Raw genomic sequence first — 16,081 nt, forward strand, 5'->3', positions numbered from 1 at the left:
CATCTCCCGCGTCCACGTCAGTCCGCTCCCCCGGATCCCCGCTCCCGCGGTCCCCGCTCGCCGAGCCCGCGCCAGTCGCCCGGCCGGCGACCGGTGCCGCCGGCGAGGCCGCGGGCGAACACCAGCGTTCCGGCCGGGGTCAGCACCACCATCACCAGGGCCACATCCACGTAGGAGGACCGGTGCACGCCGCGGGCGACCAGCAGGAACACCGCCACGGCCAGCATCCCGACCATCGACATCCCGGCGAGCCGCTCCGCGGGATGGCCGCGGAACGCCCGCAGCAGACAGGGGCCGACACCGGCCGGCAGCAGGACGCAGGCCGCGGTCATCCAGGCGTTCATCCCAACCGCCTCCCGCCCAGTGCCCGTTCCACCCAGGAGACCGAGGGGTCGAGCAGATGGGCCGTCAGCAGGCGCCCTCTGGTGGTGTCCCTGGCCTCCTCGTCGGTCTCGTCGGCGATGTCGATGACGCAGGCGCCGGGGGACGCGGAGAGCAGGGTGGCCGCCACCGCCGCGTCGGTCTCCGGCGGAAGGCGCAGGCTGACCACGCTCCCGGCGCTGCCCCGGCCGACCAGCGCGCGGCCGGTGAAGACGGCCAACTGGGCGGTCTCGCGCAGCAGGGTGACCGGGAAGCACGCGGCCGCCACCCAGAGCCGGCGGCTGCCGCGGATCCAGGGGTGCTCGGCGCGGCGCATCCCCTCCGCGGTGATCGCGCCGAGCGCGGCGAAGCCCAGGCCGACGTCGACCTCGAGCGGCGGGACGGTGGAGATGAGGATCACGTAGAGCAGGAAGAGCAGGCCGAACCAGACCAGCAGGTTGACCGCGGTCGCCAGGGCCTCACGGGCCATCCCCTGTCGCCTCCTCGATCAGCACCGGTCTCCGCCCGGTATACCGGCCGGCCGGCGCCGGGACCGCGTCCCGGCGGGGACACGCCAGCCCGGCCACTCCGATGCCACGGGCGGCGTAGGCCGGCGGCCGGTCCGCCGGGAGGCGGCGGAGGATCACGGACGAGGAGGGGACGCGACAGGGGAAGGCGGTGAAGGGACGACACGGGTGGGACAGGGGTGGGACGGGGCGGTTCAGGGGAGCGACGGGGGCGGCGCGAGGGGTCAGCGGGTCACCGGTTCTCGAGCCGGAGTTGGGCCTCCTGCTCCTGGTCCCCCGCGGCGGTGCCGACGACCCGTACGGCGAACGCCTCGGCGAGGCTCTCCCGCAGCCGGTCCACCGCCTTGTAGCCGCCCTGGGCGGTGAGCGTGACGGGCCGGGTGAGCCGCGCGGGTCCGGGGACGCCGAGGGTGCGGGAGACGTCGAAGGTGGTCGTCCAGACGACGGGGGCGCCGCTCTCGGTGTCCTCGGGCTGGTCGTCGGAGGCCCGGTCGGAGGGGAAGGTGGTGTTCAGCACGGTGAGTACGGCGCCGGCGTCCTCCTTCGCGCAGCGGTCGAGGGTCACCGACACCTGGGCGGAGGGCTCTGCGGTCCTGTCTTGTGCGGTGGTCACGATGATTCCTTCCGAGGGGCCGGGCTCGTTTCCTTGCCGGTCCCCGCTGTTTTCTCGGTTCTCGCGTCTTCTGGCGGTCTTCTGCGGTTTCTCACGGTTTTTCGCTGGTCGGGAGCGAGCGGCGCGGCGGGGGCGCCCGCCCGGCCGGGGTGCCCGGCGGGCGCCGCGTCCCTGGTACGCACCATGGTCTGCGCATTTCCGGTGCGGGCCGGGCAAAACCCCGGGGCGCCGCGGCCGGGGGCGGATCCGGCAGAATCGGGGGATGCCCAGAAAGCCCGCGCGTCCCCCCGCTCCGGTCACGCCGTCCCCCACCGCGCCCTGTCCCTGCGGCCTCGACGCGTCCTACGGCGCGTGCTGCGGAGCCTTCCACCGGGGCAGCGGCTCGGCGCCGACCGCCGAGCGGCTGATGCGTTCGCGGTACAGCGCTTTCGTGGCCCGCGACGCCGCGTATCTGCTGCGCACCTGGGCCGCCGCCACCCGGCCGGCCGCGGTCGACTTCGATCCCGGTCTGCGCTGGACCGGTCTGGAGATACTGGCGTCGACCGGTGGCTCCGCCTTCCACACCGAGGCGACGGTGGAGTTCCGGGCCCACTACCGCGTCGGCGGCCGGGCCGGTGAGCAGCGGGAGAACAGCCGCTTCGGCCGGGAGGACGGCGGCTGGGTCTACGTCGGCGAGGCCGGCTGAACGGCGGGCCGGGCGGGCCGCCCCTCAGGCGATCGGATGGCGCGCGTCGTACCGGGAGAAGCCGCGCTGGAAGACGCCGACCAGGGTGATCGCGAGGATGCAGGCGAGGCCGCCGCCGACGAGGGCGACGGTCGGGGTGAAGAGGTCGGCCGTGGAGCCGGCCAGGAAGTCGCCGAGGCGGGGGCCGCCGACCACCACCACGAGGAAGACGCCCTGGAGGCGCCCGCGCATGTCGTCGGGCGCCGCCGCCTGGAGCATGGTGTTGCGGAACACCATGGAGACCGTGTCGGCGCAGCCGGCCAGCGCGAGGAAGAGCAGTCCGAGCCAGAGATCACGGGTGAGGCCGAAGACCGCCACGGCCGCGCCCCAGGAGCCGATGGCTATGAGCACCGCGAGCCCCTGGCGGTTGACCCGGCCGAGCCAGCCGGAGAAGACGCTGCCGAGCAGCGCGCCGACCGCCGGGGCGGCGGCGAGCAGGCCGACCGTGCTGCTGTCGCCGGCGAACCAGATGACGGCGACCGCGGGGAAGAGCACCCGGGGCTGGGCCAGCACCATCGCGGCGAGGTCGGAGATGAAGGTGGTGCGCAGGTTCGGCCGCGCCGCCAGATAGCGCAGCCCTTCGATCACCGAGGGCCGGCGCCGGGCCACGGCCTCCTTGGCACCGTCGACTTCGCCGCCCTGGTCGCGGTCAGGCCCCTCGGCGCCGTCAGCGGCACCTTTGCCCGCGCGTCCGGCCAGTACGGTCTCCGGCAGCATCGCCGGCAGCCGCCACATCGCGTAGAGCGAGGCGGTGAAGGCCGCCACGTCGATCAGATACGCCGCCTGGTAGCCCCAGAACCCGACGAAGACACCGCCGAGCATGGGACCGGCCATCTGCCCGACCCCGCCGGCCAGCGACGCCAGCGCGTTGGCCGCAGGCAACTGCTCGGGCGGCAGCAGCCGGGGGATCATCGAGGAGCGGGCCGGTGAGTTCATCGCGAAGAAGACCGCCTGGAGGGCGACGATCCCGTAGAGCAGCGTCACCGACCTGACATCGGCGATCGCCACCACGGCCAGGGCCAGGGAGAGCAGCGTCAGCGCGACCGAGGTGATCAGGCCGAGCCTGCGCCGGTCCACCACGTCCGCGATCGCGCCGCCGTAGAGGCCGAAAGCGATCAGCGGGACCAGCGAGAACAAGCCGACGAGCCCGACGTGGAAGCTGGAGCCGGTGATCGCGTAGACCTGGAGCGAGACGGCCATCGCGGTCATCTGCTGTCCGACATACGAGACGGTGTTCCCGAACCAGAGCCGACGGAAGTCGGGGTGGTCCCGCAAGGGGCCAATGTCGGCCAGTACCCGGGAGAGCCGGGAACCGCGCGGCGCGGGCACGGCCGGGGGCGGCGGTGACCCGGATGGCCCAGGGCGCTGACGACGGTCTTTCTCACTGTTGAGCACGTCGAACCGTAGCAATCCCGGCCCTGCCCAAAGCGGCCGGGGCTGCGTTTTCGGCGTCTGCCGGCCGGCTGACGGGCGGCCGGCGGGCGTGCCGCCGGGTGGGTGAGCTGTCCGCAAACCGGCTGGTGGCGGGATGCTGAGCGCAATAGGCTGTCGGTGATGATCAGACCCCCGGGGAAGTACCGGGCCCCGGAGTCTGTCCCGGAACGAGTCGCCACCTCGGCCCCATTCCGGCTTAGTGTCCGGCTCAGTGCCACGGCACTAGTTGCTCCCCATCACCTTCGATATGGGGAGGACCGAAGGCGCCACCGCGTCCGCACCGACCGAAGAAGGATTCCCCCGGGCGCCGGCGGGCCGCCATGGCCTCGCTGTTTCCGGCGCTTCCGGTCAAGCGACGTTAGGAGTGCGCGGTGTCATACGATCAGCTCATCGGCAAGGAAAAGGTCATGGAGCGCGGTGGAGACCGAGCGGCCCGCTTCGAGGAGGAGCGCCCGCTGGACACCTGGTCACGCTGCGCGCCGATCCGGCTGGCCGGCTACGAGGACGACCTCTCGCTGTCGGAGACCCACATCCTGCGCGGTATCGACTAGCCGACCCCGGCACAAGAGCGGCCGATAGCGGCTGACTGGGGCTGATAACGGCCGATAGCCGCCGATGGCGGCCGCCGGCGGCCAAGAGCAGCCGTGGACCATCGACCTCCTCCGGGTCCGTACCGAGCCTCGCGCCGGGCGGGCCCGGATTTTTTTCCGATGCAGCGCGCATGCATGCGGTGCGGGCGGGCAGGCGACAGCCGACTTCGCCGAACACCGAGGAGTACGACGATGCTGATGGCTCACCCCACCGTGCTGCGGACCCTGGTGGAGCGTTACGAGACGCTCCGCGCGCTCGCCGACCTGCGTTCCGTCGACACCGAGGACCGCTCCGACGACATGGTTGACACGGTCGGTGCCGTCGGCCCGCACGCCCTGGCCGGCCGGCACCAGGGTGCCGTGGCGGACGGACCGTCCGTCCTGGAGCAGCTCCGGGACACCATCTACACCCTGTGCGTGTCCACCGGCACCCGGGAGATCGGTCCGGCGCTGGCCGCCGCCCGCGAGCACATCTCCCGCGCCGCCTTCACGGCGACCGGCGCGACCGAAGAGCGGATGGCGGCCTGACGGCACGTCCGGCGGGATCGGCTGGCGGGCGGCGGTACGCGTGCATCGCGTACCGCCGCCCGTCCGTTCGCCCCGGCTGCCCGCTCCCGAACGGCCGTCACTCGATGGAATGAACTCCGCGGCCGACCTGACCTGATGGGCCCCCTGGCGCGTTGATACGGATGCGGGCGTTCGGTCCGTGGCAGATTTCCGGAAGGCAGGGAGCGTATGAAGAGGGTCGCCCGAAAAGGAATCGTCACCGCGGTGGTCGCCGGCGGCGTGCTGGCCTCGGCGGGGTACGCCCAGGCGGATTCGGCGGCCGACGGACAGAGCGTGGGCTCCCCCGGCGTGCTGTCCGGCAATACGGTCCAGGTGCCGATCGATATCCCGGTCAATGTATGTGGAAACACGATCAATGCCGTCGGGTTGCTGAACCCCGCGCTGGGCAATCGCTGCGCCAACACCTCGGCGTCCCCCAGTTCGTTTTCCGCCGCCACCGGTGCCCGCCCCGGCCGCCACGCCGGCGCCCCGGCGATCGAGTCCGGGGGCCCGCGCCGGGCGAGTCCACCGGTGCTGGGCGGTGCGCACGCCCGTGGCGGCGGCGCCCGGGCGACGGGCGGCAGCGCCGGCTCACCGGGGGTGCTCTCCGGTAACGACGTGCGGCTGCCGGTCCACCTCCCGGTCAATGTGTCGGGCAACTCGGTGAACGCCGTCAGCGCCCTCAACCCCTCCTTCGGCAACACGGCGGTCAACGCGGACAATCCGCCGCCGCCCGCCCATCTGCCGATCCCCGCGCCGCCCCGCGCGGGCCGGCCGGTGACCGAACCGTCGGCCCCGGCACCGGCCCCGGTGGCCGCGCCGCCGGCCCCGACGCTCGCCGAGACCGGCGCGGACGGGATCGGCTGGACGGCGGCGGGCGGCCTGGGAGTGCTGCTCGCGGGCGGGGTGCTCTACCGGCGGACGGCCCGCGGGCGCGGCTGACCGCGAGGCGAGGACACCGACCAGGCCGGGCACCACGGGTGCCCGGCCTTTAAGGTGTATGCGACACATCAACGCACCGGCGCAAGGACGCGCGCGAGCGCACCGCTGCGACCGGTGCGTCCGCGCGCCCGCGTGCCGGCCCAAGCCCATCAAGCCCGCCGAGCCCGCCGAGCCCGCCGAGCGCCGCGTGCCCGCCCCGAACCGCCGGCGTCCACGAAGAACCGCCGAACATCCCCTGAACCGCAGTGAGATCGCCTTTTGTGTCGCGAAGACGTGATTCGAGGAGCCCCGCAATGGCGTTGCCGGAAGGCACCCTCAGCCACCGCTACCGTGGCGAGCACCCCGTCCGTACCCTCCGCTACCTCTTCCATCCCGACCGGGGCCGGGTCGCACTGGCCGTACTCGCCTTCTTCTGCAAGCACACCCCGGTCTGGCTGCTGCCGCTGATCACCGCCAACGTCATCGATGTGGTGGTCCAGCACCAGCCGATATCCGTGCTCTGGTGGAACTCCGCGATCCTGCTGGTGATCCTGCTGCTCAATCTCCCCCTGCACCTCGCCTATGTGCGCTGTATGCAGGGCTCGATCCGCCGTACCGGCACCCGGCTGCGCACCGCGCTCTGCCACCGTATGCAGCAGCTCTCGATCGGCTATCACTCCCGGGTCAGCGCCGGGGTGTTGCAGGCCAAGGTGATCAGGGACGTGGAGGCCATCGAGACCGCCGCCCAGCAGACCGCGGACAACGGGCTCGCGGCCGTCGCGACGCTCTCCGGCGGGCTGCTGGTCATCGGGATCCAGGCACCCGCCTTCCTGCCGGTCTTCCTGGTCGTGGTGCCGGCCTCCGCGATGCTGGTGGTGAAGCTGCGTCAGCGGCTGCGGGCCCGCAACGAATCGTTTCGCCAGCAGGTGGAGATCCTCTCCTCCCGGGTCACCGAGATGACCGCGCTGATCCCGATCACCCGGGCGCACGGGCTGGAGACCGCCGCCCTGCACCGGGTGGACCGCACCCTCGGCGAGGTGCTGCACGCCGGGCTGCGGCTGGACCGGCTGAACGGCTGGTTCGGGTCGATCGCCTGGATCCTGCTCAACTCCATCGGCGTCGCCTGCCTGTCGGGCTCGGCGCTGGTCGCCTACTACGGCTGGCTGAACGTCACGCCCGGCACCGTGGTCATGCTGAGCGCCTACTTCTCCAGCCTGACCGCCTCGGTCACCACGCTGCTCACCCTGACCCCGCAGATCGGCAAGGGCCTGGAGTCGGTCCGTTCCATCGGCGAGGTGCTCCAGGCCCCCGACCTGGAGCAGAACGACGGCAAGGCCCCGGTGACGGGCGTGGTGGGCCACTTCGAGTTCCGCGGTGTCGCTCTCACCTACCCGGAGAGCGACCGTCCCTCGCTGACCGGCTTCGATCTGGACGTACGCCCCGGGGAGACGATCGCGCTGGTCGGCGGCTCGGGCGCGGGCAAGTCCACGGTGCTCAACCTGGTGATCGGCTTCCTGCGGCCCACCGAGGGCCGCATCCTGCTGGACGGCGCGGACATGGAGACGCTGGACCTGCGCGACTACCGCAGTTGGCTGTCGGTGGTGCCGCAGGAGTCGATCCTCTTCGAGGGCAGCATCCGGGAGAACGTCACCTACGGCATGACGGACGTCGCCGACGAGCGAGTGGTCGCGGCCCTGCGGGACGCCAACGCGCTGGAGTTCGTCGACCGGCTGCCGCACGGTCTGGACACGGTGGTCGGCGAGCGGGGCGCCCGGCTGTCCGGCGGCCAGAAGCAGCGGCTGGCCATCGCCCGGGCGCTGATCCGCGACCCGCGGGTGCTGATCCTGGACGAGGCCACCTCGGCGCTCGACTCGCGCTCGGAGGCACTGGTCCAGCAGGCGCTGACCCGGCTGGTGCGCGGCCGCACCGTTTTCGTGGTGGCGCACCGGCTGTCCACGATCAGGAACGCGGACCGGATCGTCGTCCTGGACGACGGCCGGATCGTGGAGATCGGATCGCACGGCGAGCTGCTGCGCGGCGGTGGCGCGTACGCCGGGCTCCAGGCCGCCCAACTGGCCTGACGCCGCCACCAGGAGCCGCGACCGGGAGAGGCGACCAGCAGAGGCGCGGGGCCGGCCGGCGGGTCAATCGCCGGCCGGCCCCGCGGTGGACGGGACCGCCCGGTCAGCCGCCGAGCGCGGCCGAGACGATCGACTGCGCCTCTTCCTGCACCTTCGCCAGGTGGTCGGCGCCGAGGAAGGACTCGGCGTACACCTTGTAGACGTCCTCGGTGCCCGAGGGGCGGGCGGCGAACCAGGCGTTGTCGGTGCAGACCTTGAGGCCGCCGAGCGGGGCGCCGTTGCCCGGCGCCTCGGTGAGCACCGCGGTGACCCGCTCCCCGGCCAGCTCCTCGGCCGGCACCTGCTCGGGCGAGAGCTTGGCGAGCACGGCCTTCTGTTCGCGGTCGGCGGGCGCGTCGATCCTGGCGTAGGCGGGCGCGCCGAACTCGGCGGTGAGGTCGGTGTAGTGCTCGGAGGGGGTGCGGCCGGTGACCGCCGTGATCTCGGCGGCGAGCAGGGCCAGCAGGATGCCGTCCTTGTCGGTGGTCCAGACGCCGCCGTCGCGCCGCAGGAAGGACGCGCCGGCCGACTCCTCGCCGCCGAAGGCCAGGGTGCCGCCAAGTAGTCCGTCGACGAACCACTTGAAGCCGACCGGGACTTCGGTGAGCGTTCGGCCGAGCCCGGCCACCACCTTGTCGATCATCGAGGACGACACCAGTGTCTTGCCGATGGCCAGGTCCTTGCCCCACTGGTCGCGGTGCCCGACGAGGTAGGAGATGGCCACCGCGAGGTAGTGGTTGGGGTTCATCAGCCCGCCGTCGGGGGTGACGATGCCGTGCCGGTCGGCGTCCGCGTCGTTTCCGGTGGCGATGCCGTACTCGTCTTTGCGGGCGATCAGCGACGCCATGGCGTACGGCGAGGAGCAGTCCATCCGGATCTTGCCGTCCCAGTCGAGCGTCATGAACCGCCAGGTGGGATCGGCGTAGGGGTTGACCACCGTCAGGTCCAGCCGGTGGGTCTCGGCGATCCGGCCCCAGTAGTCGACCGAGGCGCCGCCGAGCGGGTCGGCGCCGATGCGCAGTCCCGAGCCGCGCACCGCGTCCAGGTCGAGCACCGAGGGCAGGTCGTCCACGTAGACGCCGAGGAAGTCGTAGCGGCCGGTGGTGTCGGCGGCCAGCGCCCGGGCGTAGGGGATGCGGCGGACGCCCTTCAGGCCGTCGGCGATCAGGGTGTTGGCGCGGTCCTGGATCCAGCCGGTGGCGTCGGAGGCGGCGGGCCCCCCGGTCGGCGGGTTGTACTTGAAGCCGCCGTCGGCCGGCGGGTTGTGCGAGGGGGTCACCACCACACCGTCGGCGAGTGCGTCGTCGCGGCCCCGGTTGTGGGCGAGGATGGCGTGCGAGACCGCCGGGGTCGGGGTCCAGCCGTCGCCCTGGTCGATCAGCACGGTGACCTCGTTGGCGGCGAAGACCTCGAGGGCGGTCACCCGGGCGGGTTCGGAGAGCGCGTGGGTGTCGGCGCCGAGGAAGAGCGGCCCGGTGGTGCCCTGCCGGGCCCGGTACTCGCAGATCGCCTGGCTGGTGGCGGCGATGTGGTCCTCGTTGAAGGCGGTGGCCAGGGCCGAACCCCGGTGCCCCGAGGTGCCGAAGGCGACCCGCTGGGCGGCCTCGCCGGGGTCGGGGTGCAGAGCGTAGTAGGCGGTGACCAGTCGGGCGACGTCCACCAGGTCCTCCGGCCGGGCCGGTGTTCCGGCACGCTCGTGCGGCATCCGCGTCTCCTTGTGTCGGCGTTGGCTGAGCTGTTCGGTTGGTCGATCGGCGGTACCGTGCCGCGCCGCGGCCGGTCCCGTCCATCGCGTTCCCCATTTTCACGTGTCCGCGCGATCCAGGGCGACCGGGCACGGCGGGCGCGGGCCGACAAGGACCGACAAGGACCGGAGAGAGCGGGAGCAACCGGGAAGAGGCGGCCAGGACCGACCCGGGCACAGCCCGGCCGGCCGCCTCAACGCTAAGGTGGTCACGCTTTGGCGGGCATCGCACGATGGTCCGCCGCGAGGGAGAGGCGGATGCGATGACCGCGGTTGAGCTGCCCGCTTCCGCGGGGGTACGGCTGGCGTCGCCGAGGGGCCGGTGGGTGCTGGCGTGCTCGGTGCTCGGCTCCGGCATGGCGCTGCTCGACGGCACGGTCGTCAATATCGCGCTCCCCCGGATCGGCGAGGATCTGGGCTCGTCGCTGGCCGATCTGCAATGGACGGTCAACGGCTATCTGCTCACGCTGGCCGGGCTGATCCTGCTCGGCGGCAGCCTCGGCGACCGCTACGGGCGGCGGCGGGTGTTCGTCATCGGGGTGGTCTGGTTCGCGCTCGCCTCGGCGCTGTGCGGCATCGCCCAGGACAGCGCGATGCTGATCGCGGCCCGCGCCCTCCAGGGGGTGGGCGGCGCGCTGCTGACGCCGGGTTCGCTGGCGCTGGTCCAGTCCACCTTCCGGCAGGAGGACCGGGCGAAGGCGGTGGGGGCCTGGTCGGGCCTGGGCGGCGTCGCGGGCGCGGTGGGGCCGTTTCTCGGCGGCTATCTGGTGGACGGGCCGGGCTGGCGGTGGATCTTCTTCATCAACGTGCCGATCGCCGCGGTCGTGGTCGCCGTCGCGCTGCGGCACGTGCCGGAGAGCCGGGACCGGGGCGCCGCGGGGTCCTTCGACGTCGGCGGCGGGGCGCTGGCCGCGCTGAGCCTGGCCGGCATCACCTACGCGCTGATCTCCGCCTCCGGGCATGTCTCCCTGTCCTGGGTGCTCCGGGTGATCGTGCCGGCCGTGCTGGGCGTGGTCTGCGGGGTGGTGTTCGTCCGGGTCGAGGGCCGGCGCGAGCATCCGATGCTGCCGCTGTCGGTGTTCTCCTCCAAGCTGTTCACCTCGATGAACGTACTGACGGTGTGTCTGTACGCGGCGATCGGCGGGGTGTTCTTCCTGCTGCCGGTGGAGTTGCAGATCGCGGCCGGCTACAGCGCGCTGCGGGCCGGCGTCGCCACGCTGCCGGTGACCGTGCTGCTGCTGGTGCTGTCCGCGCCGGCCGGCGGACTCGCCCAGCGGATCGGGCCGCGTCCGCTGCTGACCCTGGGGCCGCTGATCACCGGAGTGGGGCTGCTGCTGCTCACCCGGATCTCGCCGGGCTCCGCCGGGTACTTCACGGAGGTGCTGCCGGCCGTGGTGGTCCAGGGTCTGGGCATGAGCATGTTCGTGGCGCCGCTGACCGCGACGGTGCTGGCCTCGGTGCGGGTGGACCACTCGGGTGTCGCCAGCGGGGTCAACAACGCCGCCGCGCGGGTGGCCCAACTGCTGGTGGTGGCCGCGCTGCCGCTGGCGATCGGCCTGTCGAACCAGGCCTACCGTTCGCCGCACAAGGTGGATGTCGCCTTCGGCAAGGCGATGTACATCTGCGCCGGGCTGTGTGGGATCACCGGGCTGCTGGCCGCGGTGCTGGTGCCGGCCGGGCCGCTGCGCGAGGTGGGCGTGGACGAGGACGAGCCGCCGCGGGCCGCGCCCGAGTGCCGCGCGCACTGCGCCTATCCGACCCCGCCGCTGGAACCGGGGGCCCACAAGGCGGCGCGCTGAGCCGGCCGCCCTGGCCCTGAGCCGGCCGCCCGACGGGCCGACCGGCCGCTCAGGGCGTACGGTCGTCCGGTTCGGTGAGCAGTTGTTCCAGTACGGGCAGGGCGGCCTGGAGCGCGGCGCTCTGCCGCGGGGTGAGCCGGGACATCCGGCGGGCGAGCAGTTCGGACCGCTCGCGGCGGATCCGGACCAGCAGATCGGAGCCGGCCGGGGCGATGCTGACCAGCCAGGAGCGGCCGTCCGACGGGTCGGGCGCCTTGCTGATCAGCCCGGCGGCGGCGAGCGGTCCTACGGTACGGGTCAGCGACGGCGCGGCGACCTGTTCGTACGCGGCGAGTTCGCCGAGTCGCAGCGGGCCGTGCTCCTCGACCCGGGCGAGCGCGGACAGTTGCGCGTAGGTGAGGTTGAGGTCGTCGCCCGACGCCTGGGCCATCTGCCGGTAGAGCCGGGCGATGAGCAGCCGCAGCCGGGCCACGTCGGGGGACGAGGGGCCGGGTGACCGCTCCGATGGGGTGTCGGCCGGGGCGTCGGGTCCTGGCGCCGGCGGCTGCGCGGCGGCGGACGCCCCGCCCCCGTGGGTCTCGCGGGTCATGGCGGGGCGTCCTCCTCGATGCGGTACCGCGTACCGCGCGGTCAGTTCTCCTTGGCGGCGCCGGCCGGCGTGCCCGCCGTCGTGCCGGGTGCCGCGCCGGGTGTCGCGCCCGGTGTTTCAGCGATCGTCCCATCCGTGGCGACCACGGCGGCCGCGCGGGTGGGCCTGGCCCGGATCAGCGAAGCGGCCGCCGCGACGAGGGACATCACGATCGCCAGTCCGAACACCACGACCAGGCCGTCGTGGAAGGGTCCGGAGATCAGGTGCGGGAAGAACTCCCGGCCGGTGAGGGTGTGCGCGTTGACCGACGGGAGTTTGCCGAGGATGTCCGGGCCGAGCAGCTGCTGGATCGGGTTGTAGCCGAGGAAGGCGGCGAAGAGGGTGCCGACCGGTGGCAGCGCCGCGACCTGGTGGGCGTTGGCCGCGGGCACGCCCTGAGCGGCCAGACCGGTGCTGAGGGTGTGCGGCAGGGAGCGGGCGAGGCCGGCCACCATCAGCGAGAAGAACACACCGATGGACAGCACCATGCCGGCGTTCTGGAAGGTGGCCCGCATCCCGGAGGCGGCGCCCCGGGCCTCGGCCGGCACGCTCGCCATGATGATCGAGGTGTTCGGCGCGGCGAACAGGCCGCCGCCGAGCCCGTTGAGGAAGATCACCAGGGCGAAGACCCAGTAGTTGAAGTCGGTGGGCAGCAGCAGCAGGCCGCCGAAGGAGATCGCCATCACCACGAAGCCCGCGGCGGCGAAGAGCCGGGCGCCGTACCGGTCCGACAGATAACCGGCGATCGGGCCGGCGGCGAGGAAGCCGATGGTCAGCGGCAGCAGATAGATGCCCGCCCACAGCGGGGTGTCGGCGTAGTCGTAGCCGTGCAGCGGCAGCCAGATGCCCTGGAGCCAGATGATCAGCATGAACTGGAGGCCGCCTCGGGCGATGGAGCCCAGCAGGGTGGCCGCGTTGCCGCCGGCGAAGGTCCGGTTGCGGAAGAGCGCGAGCGGGAACATCGGCTGGGCGACCTTGGACTCGATCAGGCAGAACGCCACCAGCATGACGACGCCGCCGATCAGTCCCGCGAGCACCCAGGGGTTGGTCCAGCCCATGGTGTGGCCGCCGTAGGGCTGGATGCCGTAGGTGATGCCGGCGAGCAGCGCGGTCAGACCGACGGCGAAGCTGATGTTGCCCCACCAGTCCATCTTGGCCGGGCGGCGGACGCCGGTGTCGTGCAGCGAGCGGTAGGCCCAGACGGTGCCGACCAGGCCGATCGGCACGTTCACCCAGAAGATGGAGCGCCAGTTCCACTCGGCGAGCAGGCCACCGAGGACCAGCCCGATGAAGGAGCCGGCGATACCGGCCACCATGTTGACGCCGAGCGCCATACCGCGCTGGCGGGCCGGGAAGGCGTCGGTGATGATCGCCGCCGAGTTGGCCATCAGCATGGAGCCGCCGACCGCCTGCGCGACGCGCCAGCCGATCAGCCAGAGCGCGCCGCCGCCGCCGTGCATCGGGTCGACCGAGAGGATCACCGAGGTGACGGTGAAGATCAGGAAGCCGGAGTTGTAGATCTTCACCCGGCCGAGGATGTCGCCGAGCCGGCCGAGGGTCACCACCAGCACCGCGGTGACCAGCATGTAGCCCATCAGCATCCACAGCAGATAGCTGACGTTGCCGGGTTGCAGGGGGTCGAGCCGGATCCCGGTGAAGATCGCCGGCAGCGAGATGAGCACGATCGACGAGTTGATGGTCGCGATGAGCATGCCCAGCGTGGTGTTGGACAGCGCGACCCACTTGTAGTGCGGATGATCGGCGTCGATCCGCGGTGTACGCCGCGGTATACGTGTCGCGTCTTCGGTCGCCATTGGACGGTTCACACCCCACCCGGAGAGCAGTTACTTAACTTAGGTTAAGTAAAACTCTAACATCGCCCGGCCGCGGCCGCCGACCGGGTAGGAGGCGTCACGCCCGGCGCCGCAGCAGCACGCCGCGTACGAAGGCCGCCTGCCCCGCGTGCTCGAGGTCGTCGTCGAGCACGCTGACCAGCCGGACCCCGAGGGTGACCGGCGGGTTCCAGCGGCGGTCCACGATCCGGTCGAGATCGGCGTCGCGCAGAGCGGCCACATAGGTGAGCGTCCGCCGGTGCACGGCGTCGTAGTAGCCGGTGAGCAGCGCGGGGTCGGCGACGTCCACCCGGGCCACGTCCTCGGCGGTGTCGCCGTAGCCGATGGAGTCGGCGGGGAAGGGCAGGTCGAAGCGGTCGTACCAGCCCTGCGCGGTCCAGATCTGCTCGTCGCCCGCGACGTCCGCGACATGGTCGTCCTGGACCCGGGCGAGGTGCCAGACCAGCCAGGCGACCGAATTGGCGCCGGGGTCGACGCGTTCGGCGAGTTCCTCGGCGGTCAGGCCGTCGACGGCGGCGTGCACCGCCTCCTGGATCCGGCCGAAGGCGTCGCTGAGCAGTTCCGCGGTGTTCATGGCGCTCCTGGGGCGATCGGGTCGTTGGTCCGGGTCGATCGGTGGCCGATCCGTGCCGGATCAGTGGTCGGTCCATGATCGGCCGCCGGCCTCCTGCCGCACAACGTCCGGTCCCGGGCGGGTGTCGATCTTCCCGCCCGGGACCGGTCGCTGTTCAGGGGTGCGCCGCGGGAGCTGTCAGGAAGGCAGCGTCCACTGCTGGTTGGCGGCGCCCGCACAGGTCCAGATCTGGAGCCTGGTCAGGTTCGCCGAGCTGGGCCCGGTGGCGTCCAGGCACTTGCCGGACTGCGGGTTGACCAGCGTGAGGCCGGACTTCTGCCAGACCTGCGAGCCCGTGCCGTTGCAGTCGTACAGGTCCACCTTGGTGCCGTTGGCGGTGCCGGCCGAGGTCACGTCCATGCACTTGCCGAGCGAGCGGAGCGTCCCGTCGCTGCCCACGGTCCACGACTGCGCGGTGGTGCCGTTGCAGTCGTAGAGCTGGACCGCGGTGCCGTTGGCGGTGGAGGCGGCGTTGACGTCGACACACTTGCCGGCGTAGCCGGAGAGGATCGGGCCGGTGGCGCCGCCGGTGGGCGGCGGGGTGGTGGTGCCGCCGGTGATGCCGTTCTCGATGCTGGAGAACTGGTACTGCGACTGCGAGGTGCCGCTGCAACCGTCCTGCGCGCTGCCGCCGTTGGTGGCGCAGGCCTTGTCGCGGCCGAGCGACCAGAAGGACAGTTCCTGGATGCCGTTGGTCTTGGCGAAGTTGGTCAGGTCCGTGGCATCGGAGGTGGAGAAGATCTCGCTGGAGGTGTCGTTCACGCCGATCATCGGCGTGTTGCCCTCCATCGCCCAGAGCTGGGCGGAGGTCTTGGTGTTCCATATCTGGCCGAGCTGGGTGTGCAGACCCTGTGCCGCGCTGATCGCGGCGTTGCCCATGTCCATCGCCGATCCGTAGTCCATCGTCATGATGTTGACGAGGTTGACGTTCAGACCGTGGCTCTTGGCGTTGTTCAGCAGGCTGATCGAGTTGGACTCCAGGCCGGTCGGGTCGACCGGCAGGGTGTAGTCCACGTCGAGCCGCTTGCCGGCCGCCGCGTACTGCGCCTGGAGGTCGGCGAGCGCCTGGTTGCGCCGGTCGTTGGCGGCGGTGTTGTTCAGCGCGCTGCCTTCGATGTCGAAGTCGAGCCGGGTCAGGTTCAGCCCGTCGATGACCCGCTTGTACTGGGTCTCCAGCGCGGAGACCGAGGTACAGGAGATGCCGATCTCCGTGCCGGACGCACCGCCGAAGGAGGCGATGACGTCGCCGCCGCCGCTGCGCAGGCTGTTGATCGCCGAGGTCCAGCTGGCGTCGGTGATCGAGGTGTCACCGTTGAAGGTGGCGTTGCAGCCGCCGCCGTCGATGACGAAGGCGAGGGTGAAGTACTTCAGGCCGGTGGCGTTCTTGACGGTGGCCAGGGCCGACGGCGAGTTCCACACTTCGGCGTAGGGGGCCGCGTAGTGTGCGGGGAAGCCGGAGCCGGGGTTGGCGGCGGCCTGGGCCGTACCGCCGGTGGCCAGCAGGACGCCGGCGGCGAGCGCCGGGGCGGCGATCAGGGCGCCGAGCGCCTTGAGCCGGAGACGCGGTTGTCTCATGGGGGGATGGGCCTTCCGGTAGCGGACAGCCTTG

At 72.1% G+C, this 16,081-nt stretch carries 15 protein-coding genes; 6 read left to right on the forward strand and 9 right to left on the reverse strand.

Features of this window, described 5'->3' with window-relative positions; all coding sequences use genetic code 11:
• Positions 1-17 precede the first annotated feature (17 nt).
• The 3 genes from OG519_RS04160 to OG519_RS04170 all read right to left on the reverse strand — a co-directional run bounded on the left by OG519_RS04160 (position 18) and on the right by OG519_RS04170 (position 1,500).
• Positions 18-344 carry a monovalent cation/H+ antiporter complex subunit F gene (locus OG519_RS04160; RefSeq protein WP_405578781.1) on the reverse strand — a complete coding sequence of 109 codons (327 nt, stop codon included), beginning with the start codon at positions 342-344 and terminating at the stop codon, positions 18-20.
• A complete protein-coding gene (locus OG519_RS04165; protein ID WP_405578784.1) occupies positions 341-850 on the reverse strand; it encodes a hypothetical protein in 510 nt (169 codons plus the stop codon). The genes OG519_RS04160 and OG519_RS04165 overlap by 4 nt, the downstream gene beginning before the upstream one ends.
• A 269-nt stretch (positions 851-1,119) precedes the next feature.
• A complete protein-coding gene (locus OG519_RS04170; RefSeq protein ID WP_405578786.1) occupies positions 1,120-1,500 on the reverse strand; it encodes a hypothetical protein in 381 nt (126 codons plus the stop codon).
• Positions 1,501-1,762: 262 nt separating this feature from the next.
• Between OG519_RS04170 and OG519_RS04175 the strand changes: the two genes are divergently transcribed.
• Positions 1,763-2,185, forward strand: a complete 423-nt coding sequence (locus OG519_RS04175; protein ID WP_405578789.1) for a YchJ family protein — start codon at positions 1,763-1,765, stop codon at positions 2,183-2,185.
• A gap of 24 nt (positions 2,186-2,209) precedes the next feature.
• Here the strand turns inward: OG519_RS04175 and OG519_RS04180 are convergent, their stop codons facing one another.
• Positions 2,210-3,553: an MFS transporter gene (locus OG519_RS04180; RefSeq protein ID WP_405578792.1), complete on the reverse strand. Its 1,344-nt coding sequence runs from the start codon at positions 3,551-3,553 to the stop codon at positions 2,210-2,212.
• A gap of 476 nt (positions 3,554-4,029) precedes the next feature.
• On the opposite strand from OG519_RS04180, the gene OG519_RS04185 reads away from it, so the two are divergent.
• The 4 genes from OG519_RS04185 to OG519_RS04200 all read left to right on the forward strand — a co-directional run bounded on the left by OG519_RS04185 (position 4,030) and on the right by OG519_RS04200 (position 7,796).
• Positions 4,030-4,209 carry a hypothetical protein gene (locus OG519_RS04185; protein WP_405593195.1) on the forward strand — a complete coding sequence of 60 codons (180 nt, stop codon included), beginning with the start codon at positions 4,030-4,032 and terminating at the stop codon, positions 4,207-4,209.
• Between the two features lie 231 nt (positions 4,210-4,440).
• Complete coding sequence (locus OG519_RS04190; RefSeq protein ID WP_405578795.1) at positions 4,441-4,776, forward strand: DUF5133 domain-containing protein; 336 nt, start codon at positions 4,441-4,443, stop codon at positions 4,774-4,776.
• A 207-nt stretch (positions 4,777-4,983) separates the two neighbouring features.
• Complete coding sequence (locus OG519_RS04195; protein ID WP_405578800.1) at positions 4,984-5,736, forward strand: chaplin; 753 nt, start codon at positions 4,984-4,986, stop codon at positions 5,734-5,736.
• Between the two features lie 293 nt (positions 5,737-6,029).
• Positions 6,030-7,796, forward strand: coding sequence for an ABC transporter ATP-binding protein (locus tag OG519_RS04200; protein ID WP_405578803.1), 1,767 nt, complete (start codon positions 6,030-6,032; stop codon positions 7,794-7,796).
• Between the two features lie 103 nt (positions 7,797-7,899).
• On the opposite strand, the gene pgm is transcribed toward OG519_RS04200, so the two are convergent.
• Positions 7,900-9,540 (reverse strand): phosphoglucomutase (alpha-D-glucose-1,6-bisphosphate-dependent), encoded by a 1,641-nt coding sequence (gene pgm, locus OG519_RS04205; RefSeq protein ID WP_405578805.1) that lies wholly within the window; start codon positions 9,538-9,540, stop codon positions 7,900-7,902.
• Between the two features lie 302 nt (positions 9,541-9,842).
• Between pgm and OG519_RS04210 the strand changes: the two genes are divergently transcribed.
• Positions 9,843-11,378 (forward strand): MFS transporter, encoded by a 1,536-nt coding sequence (locus OG519_RS04210; protein WP_405578808.1) that lies wholly within the window; start codon positions 9,843-9,845, stop codon positions 11,376-11,378.
• Positions 11,379-11,427: 49 nt separating this feature from the next.
• Here OG519_RS04210 and OG519_RS04215 read toward each other — a convergent pair whose 3' ends face one another.
• The 4 genes from OG519_RS04215 to OG519_RS04230 all read right to left on the reverse strand — a co-directional run bounded on the left by OG519_RS04215 (position 11,428) and on the right by OG519_RS04230 (position 16,047).
• Complete coding sequence (locus tag OG519_RS04215; RefSeq protein WP_405578810.1) at positions 11,428-11,967, reverse strand: MarR family winged helix-turn-helix transcriptional regulator; 540 nt, start codon at positions 11,965-11,967, stop codon at positions 11,428-11,430.
• A 41-nt stretch (positions 11,968-12,008) separates the two neighbouring features.
• A complete protein-coding gene (locus tag OG519_RS04220) occupies positions 12,009-13,820 on the reverse strand; it encodes an MFS transporter (protein ID WP_405578813.1) in 1,812 nt (603 codons plus the stop codon).
• 97 nt (positions 13,821-13,917) lie between these two features.
• Positions 13,918-14,433: a DUF664 domain-containing protein gene (locus OG519_RS04225; RefSeq protein WP_405578815.1), complete on the reverse strand. Its 516-nt coding sequence runs from the start codon at positions 14,431-14,433 to the stop codon at positions 13,918-13,920.
• Positions 14,434-14,610: 177 nt separating this feature from the next.
• Positions 14,611-16,047, reverse strand: coding sequence for a ricin-type beta-trefoil lectin domain protein (locus OG519_RS04230; protein WP_405578818.1), 1,437 nt, complete (start codon positions 16,045-16,047; stop codon positions 14,611-14,613).
• Positions 16,048-16,081 lie beyond the last annotated feature (34 nt).

Source organism: Streptomyces sp. NBC_01190 (assembly GCF_045039895.1).
Classification (GTDB): Bacteria; Actinomycetota; Actinomycetes; order Streptomycetales; family Streptomycetaceae; genus Actinacidiphila.